The 18,854-nt window shown below is 57.0% G+C and carries 16 protein-coding genes and 1 pseudogene; 9 read left to right on the top strand and 8 right to left on the bottom strand.

Annotated features, from left to right (window positions below):
* The first annotated feature begins 64 nt into the window (after nt 1–64).
* Both AC6I6H_RS17295 and AC6I6H_RS17290 read left to right on the top strand, forming a co-directional pair.
* Nucleotides 65–334: a BrnT family toxin gene (locus AC6I6H_RS17295; RefSeq protein WP_497955238.1), complete on the top strand. Its 270-nt coding sequence runs from the start codon at nt 65–67 to the stop codon at nt 332–334.
* Entirely contained in the window at nt 331–696 is a 366-nt protein-coding gene (locus tag AC6I6H_RS17290) for a CopG family antitoxin (protein WP_497955237.1), read from the top strand. Before AC6I6H_RS17295 ends, AC6I6H_RS17290 begins: the two co-directional genes overlap by 4 nt.
* Nucleotides 697–859: 163 nt before the next feature.
* Here the strand turns inward: AC6I6H_RS17290 and AC6I6H_RS17285 are convergent, their stop codons facing one another.
* The 3 genes from AC6I6H_RS17285 to AC6I6H_RS17275 form a co-directional block, all read right to left on the bottom strand.
* Nucleotides 860–4,114 (bottom strand): cellobiose phosphorylase, encoded by a 3,255-nt coding sequence (locus tag AC6I6H_RS17285; RefSeq protein WP_497955236.1) that lies wholly within the window; start codon nt 4,112–4,114, stop codon nt 860–862.
* 39 nt (nt 4,115–4,153) lie between these two features.
* Nucleotides 4,154–5,530 carry a glycoside hydrolase family 30 protein gene (locus tag AC6I6H_RS17280; protein ID WP_497955235.1) on the bottom strand — a complete coding sequence of 459 codons (1,377 nt, stop codon included), beginning with the start codon at nt 5,528–5,530 and terminating at the stop codon, nt 4,154–4,156.
* A 272-nt stretch (nt 5,531–5,802) separates the two neighbouring features.
* Nucleotides 5,803–6,816 carry a LacI family DNA-binding transcriptional regulator gene (locus AC6I6H_RS17275; RefSeq protein ID WP_497955234.1) on the bottom strand — a complete coding sequence of 338 codons (1,014 nt, stop codon included), beginning with the start codon at nt 6,814–6,816 and terminating at the stop codon, nt 5,803–5,805.
* Nucleotides 6,817–7,045: 229 nt separating this feature from the next.
* Here AC6I6H_RS17275 and AC6I6H_RS17270 point away from each other — a divergent pair, with 229 nt between their 5' ends.
* Nucleotides 7,046–7,951: a GyrI-like domain-containing protein gene (locus AC6I6H_RS17270; RefSeq protein WP_497955233.1), complete on the top strand. Its 906-nt coding sequence runs from the start codon at nt 7,046–7,048 to the stop codon at nt 7,949–7,951.
* A gap of 707 nt (nt 7,952–8,658) precedes the next feature.
* On the opposite strand, the gene AC6I6H_RS17265 is transcribed toward AC6I6H_RS17270, so the two are convergent.
* Nucleotides 8,659–8,880, bottom strand: a complete 222-nt coding sequence (locus AC6I6H_RS17265) for a hypothetical protein (protein WP_497955232.1) — start codon at nt 8,878–8,880, stop codon at nt 8,659–8,661.
* 747 nt (nt 8,881–9,627) lie between these two features.
* Here AC6I6H_RS17265 and AC6I6H_RS17260 point away from each other — a divergent pair.
* The 5 genes and pseudogenes from AC6I6H_RS17260 (at nt 9,628) to AC6I6H_RS17240 (ending at nt 15,113) form a co-directional block, all read left to right on the top strand.
* Nucleotides 9,628–10,470, top strand: a complete 843-nt coding sequence (locus AC6I6H_RS17260) for a metallophosphoesterase family protein (protein ID WP_497955231.1) — start codon at nt 9,628–9,630, stop codon at nt 10,468–10,470.
* An 18-nt stretch (nt 10,471–10,488) separates the two neighbouring features.
* Nucleotides 10,489–11,526, top strand: a pseudogene (locus tag AC6I6H_RS17255) (ABC transporter ATP-binding protein); the annotation flags it as partial.
* 431 nt (nt 11,527–11,957) lie between these two features.
* Nucleotides 11,958–12,827, top strand: a complete 870-nt coding sequence (locus AC6I6H_RS17250; protein WP_497955230.1) for a carbohydrate ABC transporter permease — start codon at nt 11,958–11,960, stop codon at nt 12,825–12,827.
* 105 nt (nt 12,828–12,932) lie between these two features.
* The gene (locus AC6I6H_RS17245; RefSeq protein WP_497955229.1) at nt 12,933–13,760 is read left to right on the top strand and encodes a carbohydrate ABC transporter permease; all 828 of its coding nucleotides are present in this window, start codon (nt 12,933–12,935) and stop codon (nt 13,758–13,760) included.
* Between the two features lie 24 nt (nt 13,761–13,784).
* Nucleotides 13,785–15,113, top strand: a complete 1,329-nt coding sequence (locus AC6I6H_RS17240) for an ABC transporter substrate-binding protein (protein ID WP_497955227.1) — start codon at nt 13,785–13,787, stop codon at nt 15,111–15,113.
* A gap of 162 nt (nt 15,114–15,275) precedes the next feature.
* Here AC6I6H_RS17240 and AC6I6H_RS17235 read toward each other — a convergent pair whose 3' ends face one another.
* The 4 genes from AC6I6H_RS17235 to AC6I6H_RS17220 form a co-directional block, all read right to left on the bottom strand.
* Nucleotides 15,276–15,941 carry a hypothetical protein gene (locus tag AC6I6H_RS17235; protein WP_497955226.1) on the bottom strand — a complete coding sequence of 222 codons (666 nt, stop codon included), beginning with the start codon at nt 15,939–15,941 and terminating at the stop codon, nt 15,276–15,278.
* A gap of 24 nt (nt 15,942–15,965) precedes the next feature.
* A complete protein-coding gene (locus tag AC6I6H_RS17230; RefSeq protein WP_497955224.1) occupies nt 15,966–16,574 on the bottom strand; it encodes a matrixin family metalloprotease in 609 nt (202 codons plus the stop codon).
* Nucleotides 16,575–17,025: 451 nt separating this feature from the next.
* Nucleotides 17,026–17,334: a DUF6809 family protein gene (locus AC6I6H_RS17225; protein WP_497955223.1), complete on the bottom strand. Its 309-nt coding sequence runs from the start codon at nt 17,332–17,334 to the stop codon at nt 17,026–17,028.
* A 139-nt stretch (nt 17,335–17,473) separates the two neighbouring features.
* The gene (locus tag AC6I6H_RS17220) at nt 17,474–17,653 is read right to left on the bottom strand and encodes a ribbon-helix-helix protein, CopG family (RefSeq protein ID WP_497955222.1); all 180 of its coding nucleotides are present in this window, start codon (nt 17,651–17,653) and stop codon (nt 17,474–17,476) included.
* A gap of 624 nt (nt 17,654–18,277) precedes the next feature.
* Between AC6I6H_RS17220 and AC6I6H_RS17215 the strand changes: the two genes are divergently transcribed.
* Nucleotides 18,278–18,730: a hypothetical protein gene (locus AC6I6H_RS17215; protein ID WP_497955220.1), complete on the top strand. Its 453-nt coding sequence runs from the start codon at nt 18,278–18,280 to the stop codon at nt 18,728–18,730.
* Nucleotides 18,731–18,854: the final 124 nt, after the last annotated feature.

Genomic DNA, 18,854 nt, shown 5'->3' with positions numbered 1-18,854 from the left:
TTTTCCGATTCCTTATGGTACAATTGTATATACAATTGTAATGACAAGATTGCGAGGAATTTACGTGCTGTTTATTTGGGATGAAATAAACATTATGCACATCGCCCGGCATAACGTGGAACCTTATGAAGCGGAAGAAGCCTTAACGGATCCCGGACGGATAAGCTTCTCCGCACACAGCGGCCACAAAGGCATCATTGGCACGACGGATGAAGGAAGACGCCTGATTGTGATCTTCATTCGCAAGGATGGCGCCGGAATCCGAATCATTACGGCGCGGGACGCCACCGAGGCCGAGAAGAAAGCATACCGGAAAAGGAGGAAAGCGGAATGATGAAAATCATTTACTCGCGGGACGAAATCCCTCCCGACATGAGCGACGAGGAAGCGGCGGAGTTCTGGTCCACTCACGGCTTAAGCGAAGAGCTGCTCGAAGCTTCAATTCTGGATGAAGACGAGACCGATCTGCCCAAACGCAAGTCGACCTCCATTTCCATCCGGCTGGATGAGGATTTGCTGGGACGTATACGCAGTTTGGCGAAGGCCAAGCAAAAGGGCTATCAAACGCTGATCAAGGAATTCCTCATCGAACGGACTTACGAGGAGGAAAAGAAGCTGCAAGCAGCAAAAGGAATCTTCGAGATGCGCGACATTTTGGTTCAGGAGAAAAAGGACAAGGAGCACGGACACGGATAACCAAACAAACGCTTGCATGGCCAGCCTTTCTATCCTGATTGACTGCCTGCTCTGACGTCGATCTGTCCGCCCCGGCGAACTTTGCGCGCCTCCGGAACGTGCGCCTTACACGAAAAAACCTGCTGCCAGGTCTAGCCCGGCAGCAGGTTTTTGCTTCGTCACGTTATTTCAATTCCACTTCAATCCTCGCAAACTCGCCGCTGCGAACCCGCTCGGCCAGCCCGCCCGACAGGACGGCGCCTTCCACACGCCGCTCGGAACCGTCCCCGCCCACAAGCCGGTAAGCGGCCACCTTCGCCGCGCCCGGCCCGTAGGTGGACGCGCGCCGCGAATTCCGGTAAATCACCTCGGTCGAGCCGAGGAAACGGAACGTGACCGTCCCTTCTTCGGTAAACAGCCAGCCCGGCAAAACGGGCTTCAGCTCCAGCTCCAGCCCTTCCGGGCCCACGCGGAACACGTTTTTGCCCGCCATCATGCCGATCCACATGCTGAGGAACTCCGCCGTCGAGCCGCTGAGCCGCGCGTAAAACCCGCGGCCGCGCACGTTCGGATCGGGGTTGACCGTCGTCGCGATGAACGAGGAGTTTTCCAGCACACTGCGGCCGTAGACCGCCGGGTCGAGGAACGGCACCAGCGAAGTGCGCATCTCTTCCTCGTACTCTTCGTACAGGCCCGCTTTCAGCAGAGCGAGGACGTACTTGTACGACATATGCAGGAACACCGACTCCCGCTCCAGCCACCCCGGCGTAAACGCCCGGATGCGGCCGATCTCCATCGATTCCCCGTCCAGGCTGACGGAGGTTTTGTACATGCGGAGCTCCTTGTCGTACAGGTCCGACTCTTTGATCTTCGCGTGCAGCGCCCGCGCTTCGCCGGCATCCTGAAAGGTTTTCAGCCAGCGGGCCGGCCCTTCCAGAAAATGCGGCAGCGGTTCGGGGCGGAACGCCTTCACCCGTACCTTCGGCAGCCCGTAGGCGCCGATCGCGGGCGCGCCGGTTTCATCCAGCACCGGCTCGTAGTCGGCGGCCTCGTAGCGCAGGTACGTCGGCAGAATGCCGCCGCCCAGCTCCGCCGCCCGCGTAATGCCCTGTTCCAGCACCCGCAGGAACAGCCCGGCGGCTTCGGCCACGTCGCCGAGCGCGATGTCCGCCTCCTCTCCGGAAATGCCGAACCGGATTTCTTCGCGGTACGCTTCCCGCGCCGAGGCGGTCAGGTCCCAGTAGGCGAAATCGTCCAGGCCGCCCGCCAGGCGGCGTTTCGCCAACCCGCTCACCGTCTCAAGGAAACGGGCGATCTCAACCGGCAGCCGCAAGCGCTCGCCGGCTTCTTCCCCGGCCGCTTCGGCCAGGAAGCGGACAAGCCGCTGCAGCTCGACCGTTTCGCCGACACCCGAGCCGACAAGACCCGGCAGCCCGTTCATGGCGTCGTTCCAGCCCGGCTTGTTCGCTTCCATTTCGATGCCCATCCCGCCGGGATCGAGCGTTGCAAATTTGGTCAACGCGAGCGTGAGCACCTTGCCCATCAGGGTCGTGCGGTAAATCCCGCCTTTTCCGTGCTCCGTGCGCAGCCAGTGAGTGCCGTTCAGCTTGATGCCAAGCCGGGCCAGCTTCTCTTCGTCATGCCTTATGGCTCCGTACTGCCGCACCGCGCCGTCCTTCAGCCCGTATTTCTCGCTGCGCGGAAGCACCTGCACCGGGCTGTCGAAAAAGGCATAGCTGTTGTCGCCGAGCAGAAGCTCTTTTTTGCGGTCCGGGTAGAGGGACAGGTAGGTTTCGATCAGATCCAGATTATACGTCCAGTGGTCGGACCAGTAGCCCTCGTTGAAGGACGCCTCGATGTTTTGCCGCGCCAGCCGCAGCACCTCGTTCAGGAACGCTTCCTCCGGCACTGCAAGCGCAATGCTTTGCTCCGCCAGGTAGCTGATCAGACGGCCCGGCGTAAACGGCTTGCGGCAGAATGCGGCCAGTTTATCCGCATCCTCCGGGACAGAAACCGCGCGGTTCAGCAGCTGCGCCAGCGCCTCCTCCTTGCCGCCGGGCACCTCGAAGGTGCTGACCTCGACGCCCAGCGGGTTGTAGCCGTCCGCCTGGACCAGGCTGAAGAAAGTGCGGACGTTGAAGCTGCCGATCCGGGGATGGAAAAAGACGTCGTTCCGGCGGTTCTGGTTCGCGTCCCGGAAATTCCCGTTGCCCTGCGAATAAAACTCCGGCAGAATCGAGAAAAAGTTGTAGTCGCGCTCCAGATCGCCGTGCTTGCGGGAGAACAGGTGAACCACCTTGGCTTCGCCTTCCGCTCCCCCCGCTCCGGCGTCCGCTTCGCCTCCAAACAGATACGGGTAGCCGCCGCGCAGGAAATTGTCCAGGTAGCACTGCCGGGCGTAGGCGTCGAACTGCGGAACTGCGGTGCGGGCGGTGATGTCCTCCGTCAGCGTCTCGGTCAACCGGACGGCCTCTTCCCGCTTCGCCGTGACGTAGGCGGCGGATACGAGCCGCTTCGCCGCTTCATTTACCGTGTCTGCGGAAGCCGCGTGCCCGATCACCGTGTACAGATTGGCGGTTTGGCCCGCATCCAGCTGCCGCGCAAAGCCGCTGAAGCTGCACGGCAGCTTGTTGGCGTCGTACTGCGGGCGGCCCAGCAGCTCGGCAAGCGGCGTACGGCCGAACACGGAGGGGTACAGCAGCGAAGAGTTGTCTCCAAAAACGAGGTCCGGGTCGAACAGAGGCGCCAGAAGCTCCTCTTCATCGGAAAACGACAAGGAGAAATGCCCCCGCTTGATTTCCGTCACCTCGGCCTCGTCGTGCGTGCTTGACCGAAGCTTGTAGAACGGAATCCGCTGCTCCCGGTTTTCGACGCCCATCCAGCTGCGCAGCAGATGGCCGATTTCCTTGTACCCGCTGTTTTCCACGCCAAACGGAAGGAGCTCGGGCAGCCCGTCGAGCAGCTCAAACCGGACGGCCCGACCGCCCGTGTTGGTCACTTCGACATGGCGCACCAGACCGGCAAACGGCTCGCCCGGCAGATGGAAGTACGTCACCCGCACGCGCAGGCCGTGTCCGGCATGGGTCTCTTCGATGACAATCCGGTTGGCGTCGATCCGCATCGTCCGTTCGGCAAGCGGGTCCGGCGCTGCGGTTTGAAAAGGCTCATAGAGAGACGCAGCCCCTTCCAGCTTCAGGAACGTTCGGAAGCCGCTCGTCGATACGGTTTTATAGGCGATGGCCGCGGGGGAAAACTCCATGATCGGGTTGTTTTTGTCGCGGATGCCAAACCCGCTGACGGCCTGCCCCCGGTTGACGTAAAACGTCCACATCGGAACGCCCTTCAGTCCCGCAAGCCCGGGCAAGAAGCTGGCAAACGGTTTCGCTTCGTCGTACTGTCCGATTACAAAGGTGCTGTTCTCATAGGAAAATGTCGGCATATCCCTGCTCCTTTTTCGTTGATTGTCGGTTCGTCAAAGTCATTCGGCCGCCGGGCCCGTACCTTCGGCCCCGCCCGCCTCCAGCGTGATCGTCAGCGTCGCGATGCCGTACGCCGGAACAGCCGTTTCCAGCTGCCGGCCCGCAAGGCCGAGAGAAAAGCCGCGCTCCGTGTCCGTTTCGTTCTGCACGACGGCTACAAAACTTCCGTCCGGGTTCTGGAAAGCAGCGGCCAGGAGCGAGGCATCCGCGCACGTCAGCCCGATTCGCACGGCGCCCGGCTTCACATGCCGGCTGAAATGCCCGATGTAGTAAAATGAACTGTTATAATGCACTTCCCCGCTGCGCGTATCGGCAATGACCGGAGCGTCGCAAAGGTTGTTGACGTGATTGGGCCCGCCTGTTTCGTCCAGCACCAGATTCCAGTCCAGGTACCCTTCGCACCAGTTGTTCAAGTCCCCGATCATGTTGCGGCCGTACCGCTCGCCGGTGAACCATTCGCCCAGCTTGACGCCGCCCTCCTGGCAGCCTTCCGTAAACAGCAGGTGCTTGTCGGGAAACAGCTCGTGCACCTTCCCGACGTTTTCAAATTCCTCGCTCACGTACCAGTGGAACCCCGTTCCCCAGACGTATTTTGCCGCTTCCGGATCGGACAGGACGGCACTCGTCCGCTCCACGAGAAGATCCCGGTTGTGGTCCCAAATCAGGATTTTGACATGCTCCAGCCCTGCGCCGTGCATAACCGGCCCCAGGTGATGCTTGATGAAGTCGCGCTCCTCTTCGCCGCTGTAAATACAGGAGTCCCATACCTGCACGGCGGCCGGCTCGTTCTGCACGGTGATGCCCCAGATCGGCAGTCCCGCTTCTTCGTACGCGCGGATGAACTTCGTGTAATACCGCGCCCAGACCTCGGCGTATTCCGGCTTCAGCTGGCCGCCGTGGTTCATGTCGCCGTTTGTTTTCATCCAGGCGGGCGGGCTCCAAGGCGAGGCCAGCAGCGTGATCGAGTCTCCGCGCACAGCCGCCGCGTCGCGAATCATCGGGATGACCCATTTGAAATCGCGGGCGATGTCGAAGCTGGCCAGCTCCGTGTCCCCTTCCTCGACGTAGGTATAATTTTCAAGCGCGAAATCGCAGCTGTGAATGTGCACCCGGCCGATGCTGTAGCCAAGCCCTTCGGCCGGATCGAAATAACGGCGGATCACCTCCATCCGTTTGTCCGGGCTGATCCGCGACAGGGTGTAAGCCGCCGCCTCCGTAAACGCGCCGCCGAAGCCGACGATCTCCTGATAACGGGCCTCCGGGTCGAGCCGCAGGACCGCCTCCCCGCCTTCCGCCGCCTTCAGTTCAAGCGCCGGACGCTCCTTCCAGCGTTCGCCGGTATCCTTTGCCGTCACAACCATCGTTGCTTTCGCCATGCTGTTTCGCTCCTTTTAAGTGGTGTAAGCTGCCTTCCTTTACACAGACCGAAACCGGTTTCGATTTTCGGCGGAAAAAGATGTCGGTCTGCCCGGGAATTGCCCAGTTTTTGGCGGCACAAGGCGTCGGTTTCCCGAAGAATTGCCGCAGGGAACAGCCCCCTGCCCGCCCGTCTCCCCTTTCCCGGTTTGCACCTGCATTCTCAGGGAAACAGAGAGGCTCCATTTGTAAACAAACTCGAAACCGGTTTCGAAAACTCCGATAAAAAGCCTTACGCCCCCGGCGAGGCGCAGGAATCCCGAACGATCAGCTCCACCGGCTCTTTGACTTTCTCCGCGGGGACTCCGGTTTCAATCGCCTGAATCAGCATTTCCGCCGCGCGGCCGCCCAGTCCTTTCGAATCCTGCCGGACCGTGGTCAGCGCCGGGGTCAGGTAACGGGCCGTTTCAATGTCGTCAAACCCGACGAGCGACACATCCTCCGGGACGCGAAGCCCCTGCTCGCGGATTGCCTGCATGGCCCCGATCGCCAGGTTGTCGCCTGCGGCGAACACGGCGGTCGGCCGTTCCTTCCGCTTGAGCAGCTTCTGCATCGCCTGATAGCCGCCCTCCACCGAATAGTCGGTGCCCGCATGCACCACGTACCCGCCCGGCCGGGGAAGCTCAAGCGCGGCGAGCGCCTTCTCGTAGCCGGCTTTCCGGCGTTTGCCCGCAAAGGTGCCGGACCCGCCGGCCAGATGGGCGATTTTGCGGTGGCCGAGCTTGTGCAGATACTCGACCGCCAGCCGGCTGCCCGCTTCGTTGTCGGAGCAAACCGTTCCGGCTCCGGCCGCCTCCGCATCCAGCAGGACGCAGGGAATGCCGCTTGCCAGCAGCTCGGCGTGGTCCGGGTCTTCCGGCGAAGACTGGATGACCACGACCCCTTCGATGCCCCGCATGCGGCAGTGCTGAACGTAGCTGTTCGGCTTCCCGCCGATGTCCCGGCTGATGAACATCAGATCGTAGCCCCGGGAGACGGCCGTTTTTTTGAACCCTTCGATCACGCCGCCGAAAAACGGATGCATGAGTCCGACGCCGGTCGGTTCGACAAACAGGATGCCGATCGTCCATGAACGCTTGGTGCTGAGCCCGCGGGCTTGCGCGTTCGGCAAATAGCCGAGCTTCTCGGCGGCGGCCAAAATTTTCTGGCGGGTTTTCGGGCTGACATCCGAATAGTTGTTGAACGCCTTCGAAACGGTAGCCGGGGAAAAGCCGGTCTCCTTGGCGATATCGTAGATCGTTTTCACTTCCAGCCTCCGCTTCCGGGCTTTGCTTCTTCGCATGCCGGCGAAGAAACGCCGTAACGCCTCAGCCTCATTTTAAAACCCGCCCGGCACAGCGTCAATCGCCATCGCCCCCCACCCGAAAAAAGCGGCCTCGATCCGAAATAATCGGAAGCCGTCCGGCAGCCGCAAGAAACGTCAAGAACAGGCGGGCGGAATTTGGTATTCTTTCAATGGAAGGAGCCGAGAGCTGATGAACGGGTATGCGTTAAAGATCCAGCGGGTTATCGACCACATCGAAGGCAGTCTGCATGACACCTTGACGTTGAGCGGGCTGGCGGAGTTGGCCGGTTTTTCCGAGTTTCATTTTCACCGCGTGTTTGTCTCCCTGGTCGGCGAGCCGGTCATGGAGTATGTGCGCAAACGCAGGCTGGCTCACGCCGCCTGCCGGGTGGCAAGCACGGAGGAACGACTGATCGACATCGCCTTCGACTGCGGCTTTCAAACCCAGGAGACGTTCATCCGCGCCTTCCGCAAGCAGTATGGCGTAACACCGGGCGAGTACCGAAAGCGGCGGGTCGACACGCCGATTCTGTCCCGGGCCAACGTGGTGCAGCAATTTTACAATCCTTATCGGGGAGGTATACGTATGGATTATCGCATCGTGGAAAAGCCGGCCCTCGAGCTGGTCGGGTATCCGCTTCGGACCAACAACCGGAACGGGGAGAACATGAAGGAAATTCCTGCTTTTTGGCAAACGTATCTGAAAAACGACGGCTGGGAAACGCTGAATAAGCTGACCGGCTCGGAAGCCGAGTATGGCATCTGTACCGATTTCGACATGGAGACGGGCGCGTTCACTTACCTGATCGGGCTCGAGGCGGGGGACGCCGGGGACACGGCCGAGCTGCCCGAAGGCGTCGTGCGCCGCACGTTCCCGGCGGAGACGTATATCGTTTTCACCACCCCTCTGGTGGAAAAGGAGCAGTTTACGGGCTCGATCCAGGACACCTGGAAAGCAATTTTCCAGGACTGGTTCCCGGGGTCCGGGTACGAGCATTCCGGCGGGGTGGAGTTTGAATACTACGACGACCGCTCCTGTCCGACAAAAGAAATGGCGCAAATGGACATTTACATCCCTGTCAAAAAGAACTCCTAAAGAGACGGCCTTCCCGACCGCCCCGTTCCCGTCCGATGGCGGGGCCGGGGCGGTCTCGAAAGCAGGCTGTCTTGTCGGCGGCTCTTTAGCGCCCGAAAGAAACTCCGAAGCAGACAAGGAAGTCTTCCTTGCCTGCTTCTTTTTTTGCATCCTGCCGCTAGCAGCTTGCGAAATGGTCCTTGTCCGCTTCTTTTTCTGTCTCCTGCCGTTTTGAGCTTGCGAGATCATGCTAGACTGCTTCTTCTCGTACCTCCTGCCGCCTGCAGCTTGCGGGAATGTGTGCACGGTCAGGCAGCGGGCAGGCGATCACTCCCCCACTGTGCGCCACACTTATTGGACCACGCAAAGCGGGCTAAATGCCGGCTTCCAAAAATGTCCCCCACAGCGATATCAAGCGCCCATTCCAATACCACCGTATCGTTCGTATAGGAGCAGGCTTGCCGGGTTGGTTTGTTATTCCCCTCCCTGCACGAGCTTTCCCCCGGACAGGCCGGGAAAGCCCCTTGGGAGTCCGGTGCCCGCAGGAATAAATGCAAAAACGCAACTAAATCCTCTCTTCCCGCCCCCTTCGAACCAAATAATTTCAAAATCGCAACTATTTTAGCTCAAAATGGCATAAAACAGCGAAAAGGGAGTTTTTAAGTGCGGCTGCGTACTTATTTGGCTTTTTGGCGGACTTATCGCTCGAAATAGTTGTCGTTTTGCACTTAACTCTCTTTTCCATCACCAATCTCTTCTTTCATCTCTTCTCTCATCTCTTTTCTCATGGCCCTGTGAACAAAGAATGGGGAAAATTTGTTTTTTCGTCCGCTTCCCCCTTGTCTCTTTCTCCCTTTTCTCCTTTCGCTTATCACCTTCCCCTTCCTCCTTTTGCTTGTCACCCTCCCTTTCCTCCTCCCCCCTTTCTTTCTCATTTCCCATTTCCTCATTTCCTCGTTGCCTCATTGCGTCATTGCTTCATTTCCCAATTGCCTCATTTTCCCTTTCCTCATTTCCTCGTTGCCTCATTGCGTCATTGCTTCATTTCCCAATTGCCTCATTTTCCCCTTCCTTTCCTCTTCTTTCCTCCCCCCCTCCTCTCCTCTCCTTCTCATACTCTCCCCCTGCCCATCCGCTCTCGCATCTCCTCGTTTCCGACTTTCTCTCCCTGCCCTCCCCTCTCTCGCGTCTCCTCGTTTCCGACTTTCTCTCCCTGCCCTCTCTCTCATCAGCTCGTTTCCTCGTTTCTCCCCCTTCCCCCCAGCCCTCGTCTCCTCCTTCTAAAACAATGTGACGTTTCCGCGTTTTGTTCCGACTTGCTTTACTGTGGGTCTTTTTCTTTTTTATAGTCCAGCAAAAATTTGGCTCCCCACACTGGTAGTCGTCGGCGGCCCCACTCTACACGCCGGGAGCTGCTCGGGATACAGGACAGCCTTTGCGGCGAAAACCGTCCATTTTCCTCCATCCTCCGCCTGCTTTTCGTTTTCTTTACATTCGCCTGTGGCGGTGCTTGGCCCTTATCATTTGCGGAAAAAATGCGTCGGGAAAGCGCGGAGCCGTGTGAAGAAACCGTGAAGAATCGGCCGTTCTTAAAAAAGGATTTATCTCCCCTTGACCCCCGGCAAACAATTTCCCTATAAACTGGCCCTGTTTCCGCGGTGCAACGCGGGAACGAATCGAAACCCGGAGGTGGCAAAATGAGACTGATCGTCCTGGGCGATCTGCACTATCCGCTGATGCGGGACGCCGGGCCGGAGCTTTTGGCGGCGCGCGACGAATTTTTCGGCGGTCTGCTTGGGCGCATGATGGCCGAGCCGGCCGATTTTCACATTTCCCTCGGCGACCTGACCAACGAAGGCATGCCGGACGAATTAAGCGACGTCTACCGGATCCTCCGGCAAACGGATGGGCCCGACGTTCCGTTCCTTCATGTGCTGGGCAATCACGACGTTTACTCCCAGCCAAAACGCGACCTGCTGGCTTTCACCGCACAGGAACGCTACCGTTCGATCGATACGCCCGAAGCTTTGCTGCTTTTCCTCGACACGACCAAGGAGATGTCGCCCGCCGACTGGGGCGGCGAAATCGACGCCGCGCAGCTCGCCTGGCTGGCCGAGCGGCTGGAGGACGCGCCGGACAAACCGCTCCTGGTCTTCGCGCACCATCCCGTTTACAACACGACCGCCCGGTCCGCCCTGGATATGCTGTGCGTCCATCCCGACCTCGGGCTGCAAAGCCTGCTGGAGCGCCGCACCGGGCCCTGCTATTACTTTTGCGGCCACAACCACCAGCAATCCATCGTCCGCATGGGCAGCTGGCATTACGTGCAAACCGCCGCCGCGCTCGACCTCCCCGGCTACCGCATAGTGGAAATGGAAAAAGGCCGGATTTCCATAACCACCAAGCGGATCGAAGAGGAGCATCTGCATCGGCTGGCCCGTTACATAGGAGAACGCATGCAGCATTTTCGGCTTTTCCCGGATGCCGCGGGAAGCGACGCGGACCAGAGCCACGACATGGAGCCTTTTGCAGCCCGTTAAAGAAGGAGGAGAACGCAAGTGGCGGAAATCGAATTGAAACGGATCACCAAGACCTTCGGCGGCGAAACCGTCGTCCGGGACATCAGCCTGACCATACGGGACGGTTCGTTTACCGTCCTGGTCGGCCCCTCCGGCTGCGGCAAGTCCACCACGCTCCGCATGATCGCCGGCCTGGAACGGCAGTCGTCCGGGGACATCCGGATCGGCGGCAAAACGGTGAACGACACCGAGCCGGGCAAACGCGGCGTGGCGATGGTGTTTCAAAATTACGCGCTATACCCGACGATGACCGTGCGCGGCAACATCGAGTTCGGCCTAAAAAACCGCAAGGTGCCGAAAGCCGAACGGGCGCGCCTGATCGCAGATATCGCCGAGATCGTCGGCCTTGCGCCGTACCTGGACAAGAAGCCGCAGGCGCTCTCCGGCGGCCAGCGGCAGCGGGTCGCCCTCGCGCGGGCAATGGTCAAGGAGCCGGCTGTCTTCCTGATGGATGAGCCGCTCTCCAATCTGGATGCCAAGCTGCGCGGCCAGATGCGGACCGAGCTCATCCAGCTCCACCAGCGGCTCCGCACCACCTTCGTCTACGTGACGCACGATCAAGTGGAGGCCATGTCGATGGGTGACGAGATCGTCATCATGGACGGAGGGCAAATCCGTCAGGCGGGCGCGCCGATGGAGGTTTACCACAACCCGGACAATCTGTTCGCCGCCCGGTTTATCGGCACGCCGGCGATGAACGCCCTGGAGCGGGCGCAGCTGCCCCAGCTCGGCATCGGCAGCGAAGCGGAGGTCCGCCACATTGGCTTCCGGCCCGAGCATGCGCAGCTCGGGGACGAAGCGAAGGCGGGCGGCCTGCAGCTTGCCGCCGAAATCGTGACCCGGGAAACGCTCGGGTCCGAGATCGTCTACCGGCTGCGGACGAACGGCGAAGACTTCTTCGCCAAGACCTTCCTGCAGCCGATGCTCCAGTCCAGCCGTGTGACGGTGACCGTCCCCTACGAGCGGCTGTACTTTTTCGGTGCGGACGGGGAGCGCCTGCGCAGCGCAGCCGCCCGGGAGCGCATCGTTCCGGCGTCCGCCGCGGCCAAGGACGCGGCGGCGCAAACGGCCGCGGCCCGCGAAGCCGCCGGCCCTGCGCCGCACCGTGAGCCGCTTGCCCAGCCCGCGGCAGATGCGGGGACCGGGGCCGGCCCTGCGCCGCACCGCGAGCCGCTTGCCCACCCTCCGGCAGATGCGGGGACCGGGGCCGGCACCGCGCCGCACCGTGAGCAGCTTGCCCAGCCCGCGGCAGATGCGGGGACCGGGGCTGGCCCTGCGCCGCACCGTGAGCCGCTTTCCCAGCCCGCGGCAGATGCGGGAACCGGGCCCGGCCCTGCGCCGCACCGTGAGCCGCTTGCCCAGCCCGCGGCAGATGCGGGGACCGGGGCCGGCCCTGCGCCGCACCGTGAGCGTGTCGCTCAACCGGCGGCCGGCGGAGGCGTCTCCTGATGGTGTGGTCCCGCATCCGGCCCTATGCCATGGTCGCGCCGTCGATCGCCGTGTTCGGCATCTTTTTCCTGTACCCCATCGGGTACATGATCTACCTGAGCTTTCATTCCTGGAACTTCGTCAGCACGGACAAGGATTTTGTGGGGCTTGCCAACTTCAAGGAGCTGTTTGATGCGGAGCAGTTCCGCACCGTGCTCGGGAACTCGTTTCAATACACGCTTTTTACTGTGGGGCTGACGCTTCTCATCTCGCTTCTGCTCGCCCTTTGGCTGAACCGCCCCGGGTTCCCGTACCGGTTTGTGCAGGGCGCCATTTTTACGCCGCATATCATTGCGCTCGTTTCCGTTTCGCTCGTCTGGATGTGGCTGATGGACCCGAACTACGGCCTCCTGAACTGGCTGCTCGAAGCCGTCGGCCTGCCCGCCTCGCAGTGGCTGAACCACCCGGATTCGGCTCTCCTGTCGCTCGTGCTCGTGGCCGTCTGGAAAGGCGTCGGCTTTAACGCGCTGGTGTTTATCGCCGGTCTGCAAAGCATCCCGAAGGACATGTACGAAGCCGCCCAGCTGGACGAGTCGCGGCCGCTGACCACGCTGTTCAAGCTGACGCTGCCGATGCTGTCGCCGACCCTGTTTTTTCTCGCGATCACGAACCTGATCAGCTCGTTCCAGGTGTTCGACACGATCTCGATCATGACGCAGGGCGGACCGGTCGATTCGACCAACACGATCGTCTTCTACATTTACCAGTACGGCTTCCGTTTCTTCAAAATCGGCTACGCCTCGGCGGCCGGGGTCGTGCTGCTGGTCGTCGTCGCGCTGCTCACGCTCGTTTACTTCAAGCTGCTCAACAAACGGGTTCACTACCGCTAAACCGGCTGTTCTGCCAATCCGCTAGCCCACTTTTCTGCTAACCCGCAAACCCGCTGATCAGCAGATTTGCTCATCCGCTGACCCGCTAAAAGGAGGAACCGCCTCATGGCCCTGTACCGCCTTTCGCTCCGACTGCTGCGGGGCGTCTTCCTGGCCTTGGCCGTCGCCGTTTTCGCCCTGCCGTTCGTGTGGATGCTGTCCACCTCGGTGAAGTCCCTGTCGGAAACGGTTCAGTTTCCGCCGGTCTGGCTGCCTTCGGAATGGCATTGGGAAAACTTTTCGCTCGCCTGGAACTCCGGGCCGTTTCTGCAATACCTGGGCAACAGCGTCGCCGTTTCGATCGGCGTGCTGCTCCTCCAGTTTCTCACCATCATCCCGGCGGCTTACGCCTTTGCCCGCTACCGGTTCCGCGGCTCGTCGGTGCTGTTCGGCCTCACCATGGTCAGCCTGATGATTCCCGGCCAGCTCATTTTTCTGCCGGTGTATCTGCTGCTCAGCGACTGGGGCCTGATCGACACCCGCTGGGCGCTCATTTTACCGTTCGCCTCCAGCGCCTTCGGCATTTTCCTGCTGCGGCAGGCGTTCAAGCAGGTTCCGGAGGAGCTGCTGGAAGCGGCGCGGCTGGACCAGGCCGGGGAATGGAAAATCATTTTCAAGCTGATGGTCCCGATGGCCCTGCCGACACTTGTCACGTTTGCGCTGTTCAGCTTCATCGCGCACTGGAACGATTATTTCTGGCCTTTGGTCATGACCACGACCGACGCGGCCCGCACGCTGCCCATCGGCATCGCCAAGCTGCGTCAAGTGGAGGGCGGCTCCGCCTGGAACATTGTCATGGCCGGCAATTTGATCCTCGTCGCACCGATCCTCGTGGTTTTTCTCGCCGCCCAGCGGCAGATTATCAAAGCGTTTGTGTACTCGGGCGTCAAATAAAAAAAGTGGTGGAGGGAATCGACTGTGAAAGCAAATCGCGTTTGGAAAAAAGGACTGGCCGGGGCGCTCGCCCTGACGGCCGCCATCTCCCTGACGGCCTGCGGCCAGGACGAGCAAGCCTCGGCGGGCAATGCTCCGTCCGCATCGAGCGGCGCCGAGCCGGGCAAAAAGGTGGAAATCACCTACTGGTACGCGTGGGGCGACAAGATCGGCGAAAACAACGAAAACCTCGTGAAGCAGTTCAACGAATCGCAGGATAAAATCCACGTCACCGCTGCTTACCAGGGCACCTATGAGGACCTGCATTCCAAAACGCAGGCGGCTTTTGCGGCCGGCAACGCTCCCGAGGTAACGCAAAACGAAATCGCCTCGGTCAAAACGTTTGCCAAAAGCGGCATGACCCAGGACCTGACCGAGCTCGTGAAGCGCGACAACTTTGACCTGAGCGATTTTGTGCCCGGCCTGATGGGCAATTCCTACGTGGACGACAAGCTCTACGCGCTGCCTTATCTGCGCAGCACCCCGATTCTGTACCTCAACGTCAACCTGCTGAAGGAAGCGGGCCTGGACCCGGCCGGTCCGAAAAATTGGGAGGAATTTGCCGAGTACGCCCGCAAGCTGACCATCCCCGGCCAGCGCGTGGGCATGTCGATCGCCCCGAGCGCCTGGTATTTTGAAGCGTTCGTCGCCCAAAGCGGCGGCAAGCCGCTGGCCGAGGACGGCAAAGGCCTCGGCTTCGGCAACCAGCTTGGCGTGGACATCGTGAACTACTGGCTCGGCCTGAAGGACGAAGGCGCGATCACGATCCAGGCGTCGGACAACGCGGGCGAGATGGCCAAGCAGGACTTCTACAACCAGAAGGCCGGCATGTTCTTCAGCTCGACGGCCGACTTGACCAAGGTCCGTCAGGTGGCGCAGGAGGCCGGGGTGGAGATCAACACCACGTTCATGCCCGCCAACAAAACCTACGGCGTCCCGACCGGCGGCGCGAACCTCGTGATGACCAGCGGCCTGTCCCCGGAAAAGCAGGACGCGGCGTGGGAATTCATCAAGTGGATGACCGCCAAGGAGCAAACGATTTACGCCAGCTCCTTCACCGGTTACCTGCCGAGCCGCCAGTCGGCTATCGAAAGCGACGAAATGAAGAAGCTGTACGAGGAAGTGCCGCAGTTCAAGGTTGCCGTCGACCAGCTGGAATACGCCCAAGCCCGCCCGATGGACGCCGCGTACCCGGAAGTTGCCAAGTTCCTGGAAACGCAGTTTGCCAAAGCCTCGCTCGACAAGTCCTACACCGCGCAGCAAATGATCGACGACGTCGCCAAAAAAGGCGCCGAGCTGCTGGGCAAGGATTGAGGTTGGCCGATTTTGGCGGACAGAAAGTTGAAACGTGGACGGAAGGAAATCGAAAACCGCCCCGCGCGCAGCCGTTTGCTGTGCGCGGGGCGGTTTATCAGTTTCTCAGCCTGCTAAAAGCTGGTTCATATGCTGGCCAAGCATAGTTGACAGTTTTAACAGTTACTTACCAAATACTTTTTCGTTTTGGATTTTAATTTCTTCCTCCGTCATTGTGTGGATGGGATTTTTTTCAAGATCCTCTAAAGTCGCTGTAATTTCTTCTTTGACACTTCCTTCACTAAAAAAATCTTTCCCATTGTTAAAGTCCCCATCAATACCATTTATAAATTTCTTTCCTTCTCCTTTACTTTCCGTTAGTGAAAACTTACCTTGGAACATCCCCGTTAGGACATAATAGTCTTTAGATGGATCAGCCAAATCACCGTTATCTCTTGATAAAAAGAGTACCACTTCTTCTCCTTCAAGGAAATCCGGGTAACCTTCTGAAACGGTTTTTGTATTACCCACCTCACCGGCATTTATCCGAACAGTAATCTGCTTATTGTTAAGTTGATTTTTATAGACTTCCGTTACGTTTACAATTACATCCGTTTGAATAATATTTCGAACATTACTTCCCTTCGCACCTTTCGGATTACTCCACTGACTAGGCAACTTCTTGTCCACAGTCCCTCTTACTATGAGGTCTGAATTATTTATCAATTCTCTTTTAGTGAATAAGGGAAATTCACCTGACACTTCAATTTCCACCTGTTTGGGTATTATCTGATAAATCCCCATTCCAACTACAAAAGAAATAATTGCAATTAGTAGAAACTTTTTCATGCTTTTTTTTCTTCCCCCTTCCTCTTAGTATATGTCAGCAATCCCACGCTTATCGTCATCCTCAATAGTCCGTTTATGTATAGTTCCCATTGAGGAACCTGATTGCATTGTTGCGCCATTGACATCGGAATGATTTAATCCCAACAAATGTCCAAGCTCATGAGTAAATGCATTCCCAATGTCGTAAGTTGTTGAGTTCCCATTAGGTGCATTAGACCATGGATAAGAAAGGTTTACATCTATATCAGCTTCGTATATAAAGCTTTCAAAATAAAGGCCGTTCCATTTGACACCTGTCGAAGTCGCTGTTGTTTGCATTAGATAGTCATTCGCTCCACGAGCACCTTTTGTTACTTCGTTTAGGTCATTATCATTTTTGTAGGTATTATTCTCAGATGTACCTCCTATTGTTACCAGAATACCCGCCCCTGCGTTGTTCCACTGGCTCGCTCCATTCTTCATTGCTGCAATACTTTCAGAGTCAAATGTCTTATAGGGATTAACAATTGCAGGGTAAGGTTTGAATCCACCGTTATACCATTTATCATATGCGAATGCTGAACCGGCTCCCCCCAGAACGCTACATGATATTACTCCCGAAAGTAATAAATTCCCCCACATTTTATTTCCCATAAAATTATCTCTTTTTGGATTTTTATACAAATATAGTATAACAGAACCATAAAACAATTCATACCATATTTATTACAATATTCAAATGTTTTGGCCGAGCGAAAATATATAAATCATATTTGCAATGAGACATACGCTGAGAATGTAAGCCCGGTAAATTGACGTCTCCGTCCCGGAGGAACCAGTTTCCTAAAAATTCAAATCGTTAAAGCCCCCACGACGATTTCTGTAGGCGTAATAAACAACTTAAAAAAAACGAAAACCGCCCCCGTGTGCAGCCAATTGCAATGCGTGGGCGGTTTTTATTGATAGTGCTAATGCAAAAAGTGTTTTGTTATGCGTTGTTATATCGAGCAGACGAAAACAACCAAGTACAGAACATTCTTCTATCGCCCCAAAAAAAGGTTCGTCCACTTACATATTTTCCGAAAGTCTGGTGGAGCTTTTCTCGTCATTTAGCCATACCGGAAGCCGAATGCTGAATCAGATCTTCATGCGAGGCCATGACCTCAATCAGGATAGAAGCTCCGGTCGTGAAGCCGTGCAGAAAAGCAGCCTCGACATGCATCAAACTGGATTTATCACACAGGTCGAACAATTCTTCAAGGTCTCGAAATTCTTCCTCGTTCAGTCTGCTTTGCCATTGCTTCGTCTTGGCCGCGATTTGCCGGCGTAATGACCGATAGTCAGGATGAGATGGAACAATTGCCTCATCAGGATGAAGCTGCCCGCGATACAGCGCTTCCAGCACGGATTTCATATTTATCCTCCTGTATAAACCTCGCACCGCTTGAAGGAGCTTCCTGCACATGGTAGGATATTTGTGCAGTCTGCTTATTGAAGCGGTTGCGGGATAGGAAGTAGCGGTGTTCTTGTCGGGACTCACGCTGCTTCCTTCTTTATTTTTGGAGCTCGTCATACACCTTTTCAATCCCTTTGCGAACAATTGCAGAACGTGACGTATTCAGCTTTTTGGCAGAAGAATCAAGCTTGCTCATCGTTTCCTGATCGACACGTATCTCAATCGTTTTGCTTTTGGGTTTGTCAGATGGAGGACGCCCCGTCTTTTTGGAGGACATCGCTTCACCTCGCTTTTTGTCCTGACAATAATATATTGTTGTCAGGACAAAAAGTCAATTAAACCTTTCCAGGCATCTTTTCTCGATGCGCTAAAGGTTTTTCATGCTGTTGGCCGCAAAAAAAAGAAACTCTGAAGGGCGTGAAGCCAATCAAGGTTGATCTTTCATACAACCTATATTTTCATTTCTTCTCTCCGTAAGGAATCGTACAAAAACTGCTTGGATTTGATTTTTTCCATCAGGCTCTGCATCTATCCTTCGCTTTACTTTTTAACCGCCATATACAGTTTCGATTGGTTTGCCGAATGTCTTCAGACTTGTCTTCCTAACATTAGCCGATGCATCCCACTCATCATAAGGAATAGTTCCTGAGAGCGATCTCGGTTACGGGCCGACCCTTCTAAACTTTACAAACCAACAGTATTATTCCAAGAACGGAGGTCACACCGTAACCGGAACGGGGTACAAAGAGTACAAATATAACGGGAGCTCTGTGGGTCACCAATATATGACGGTTAACGATAACTGGGATAACACAAAAAACGTTCATATCTTGTATGGACAGCATTACGCCAATATGGCCTCGGCTTACTTTTTACCTGAATAAAGTTAGGTGGCGTCTCGATGAAAAGCAAAAGAGTTCTTCCCATACTAATAGCCGTTCTGGTTCTGTTAGCAGGTTGCAGTGAAAAACAGACGGATGGCATCCCAGTAAAAATGCCTGAAGGCTACCAAAGTGTTTTAATGAAGCTGAACTTAACGGAGCTTGCAGCACTGTCATATTTCAACGAACCCTACGGTGTTATTGCACGCAATGACAGCGACGAGGAGTTTTTACTGGCTTTTTACGAGAATGGTTCCCATAAACAAGAGCGTTTGCTTGTCTCTTTTGAAGAAATTAAAACGATTTTTTTGCAGGAAAATCATGACGTCTTATCGGACTCCGGCGACGTGATCGGGATTTATATTCGAGAAAAAGACGGGAAGCTTTATTATTCCTCTTCCCAAGGAGGGGGCGAACCCCAAACGTTAGCTCTATCGTTGGTTGGCAAAATCGTTCCGGCGGAATCCGATTAATCCCCCCCATGTCACAACCTGCCCTCGCGCGACAGCCGTTCTGCGCATGGGCTTTCTTGCAATTACGCCGAACGAAACGCTAGCTAAGATGAACGTAAACAAGGACAGCCCTCCATAATTGCTA

It is taken from the genome of Gorillibacterium sp. sgz306347 (assembly GCF_059735245.1).
The sequence above is the reverse complement of the archived record's forward strand: the minus strand, read 5'-3'. Positions and strand labels throughout refer to the sequence as shown.

Bases quoted from the DNA above. Each gene is read 5' to 3' on its own strand.
- AC6I6H_RS17250 (WP_497955230.1), top strand. From the start codon at position 11,958: ATGGTGTGGTCCCGCATCCGGCCCTATGCCATGGTCGCGCCGTCGATC.
- AC6I6H_RS17285 (WP_497955236.1), bottom strand. From the start codon at position 4,114: ATGCCGACATTTTCCTATGAGAACAGCACCTTTGTAATCGGACAGTAC.
- AC6I6H_RS17235 (WP_497955226.1), bottom strand. From the start codon at position 15,941: ATGAAAAAGTTTCTACTAATTGCAATTATTTCTTTTGTAGTTGGAATG.
- AC6I6H_RS17220 (WP_497955222.1), bottom strand. From the start codon at position 17,653: ATGTCCTCCAAAAAGACGGGGCGTCCTCCATCTGACAAACCCAAAAGC.
- AC6I6H_RS17270 (WP_497955233.1), top strand. From the start codon at position 7,046: ATGAACGGGTATGCGTTAAAGATCCAGCGGGTTATCGACCACATCGAA.
- AC6I6H_RS17265 (WP_497955232.1), bottom strand. From the start codon at position 8,880: ATGAGGAAATGGGAAATGAGAAAGAAAGGGGGGAGGAGGAAAGGGAGG.
- AC6I6H_RS17260 (WP_497955231.1), top strand. From the start codon at position 9,628: ATGAGACTGATCGTCCTGGGCGATCTGCACTATCCGCTGATGCGGGAC.
- AC6I6H_RS17225 (WP_497955223.1), bottom strand. From the start codon at position 17,334: ATGAAATCCGTGCTGGAAGCGCTGTATCGCGGGCAGCTTCATCCTGAT.
- AC6I6H_RS17280 (WP_497955235.1), bottom strand. From the start codon at position 5,530: ATGGCGAAAGCAACGATGGTTGTGACGGCAAAGGATACCGGCGAACGC.
- AC6I6H_RS17215 (WP_497955220.1), top strand. From the start codon at position 18,278: ATGAAAAGCAAAAGAGTTCTTCCCATACTAATAGCCGTTCTGGTTCTG.
- AC6I6H_RS17245 (WP_497955229.1), top strand. From the start codon at position 12,933: ATGGCCCTGTACCGCCTTTCGCTCCGACTGCTGCGGGGCGTCTTCCTG.
- AC6I6H_RS17290 (WP_497955237.1), top strand. From the start codon at position 331: ATGATGAAAATCATTTACTCGCGGGACGAAATCCCTCCCGACATGAGC.
- AC6I6H_RS17230 (WP_497955224.1), bottom strand. From the start codon at position 16,574: ATGGGAAATAAAATGTGGGGGAATTTATTACTTTCGGGAGTAATATCA.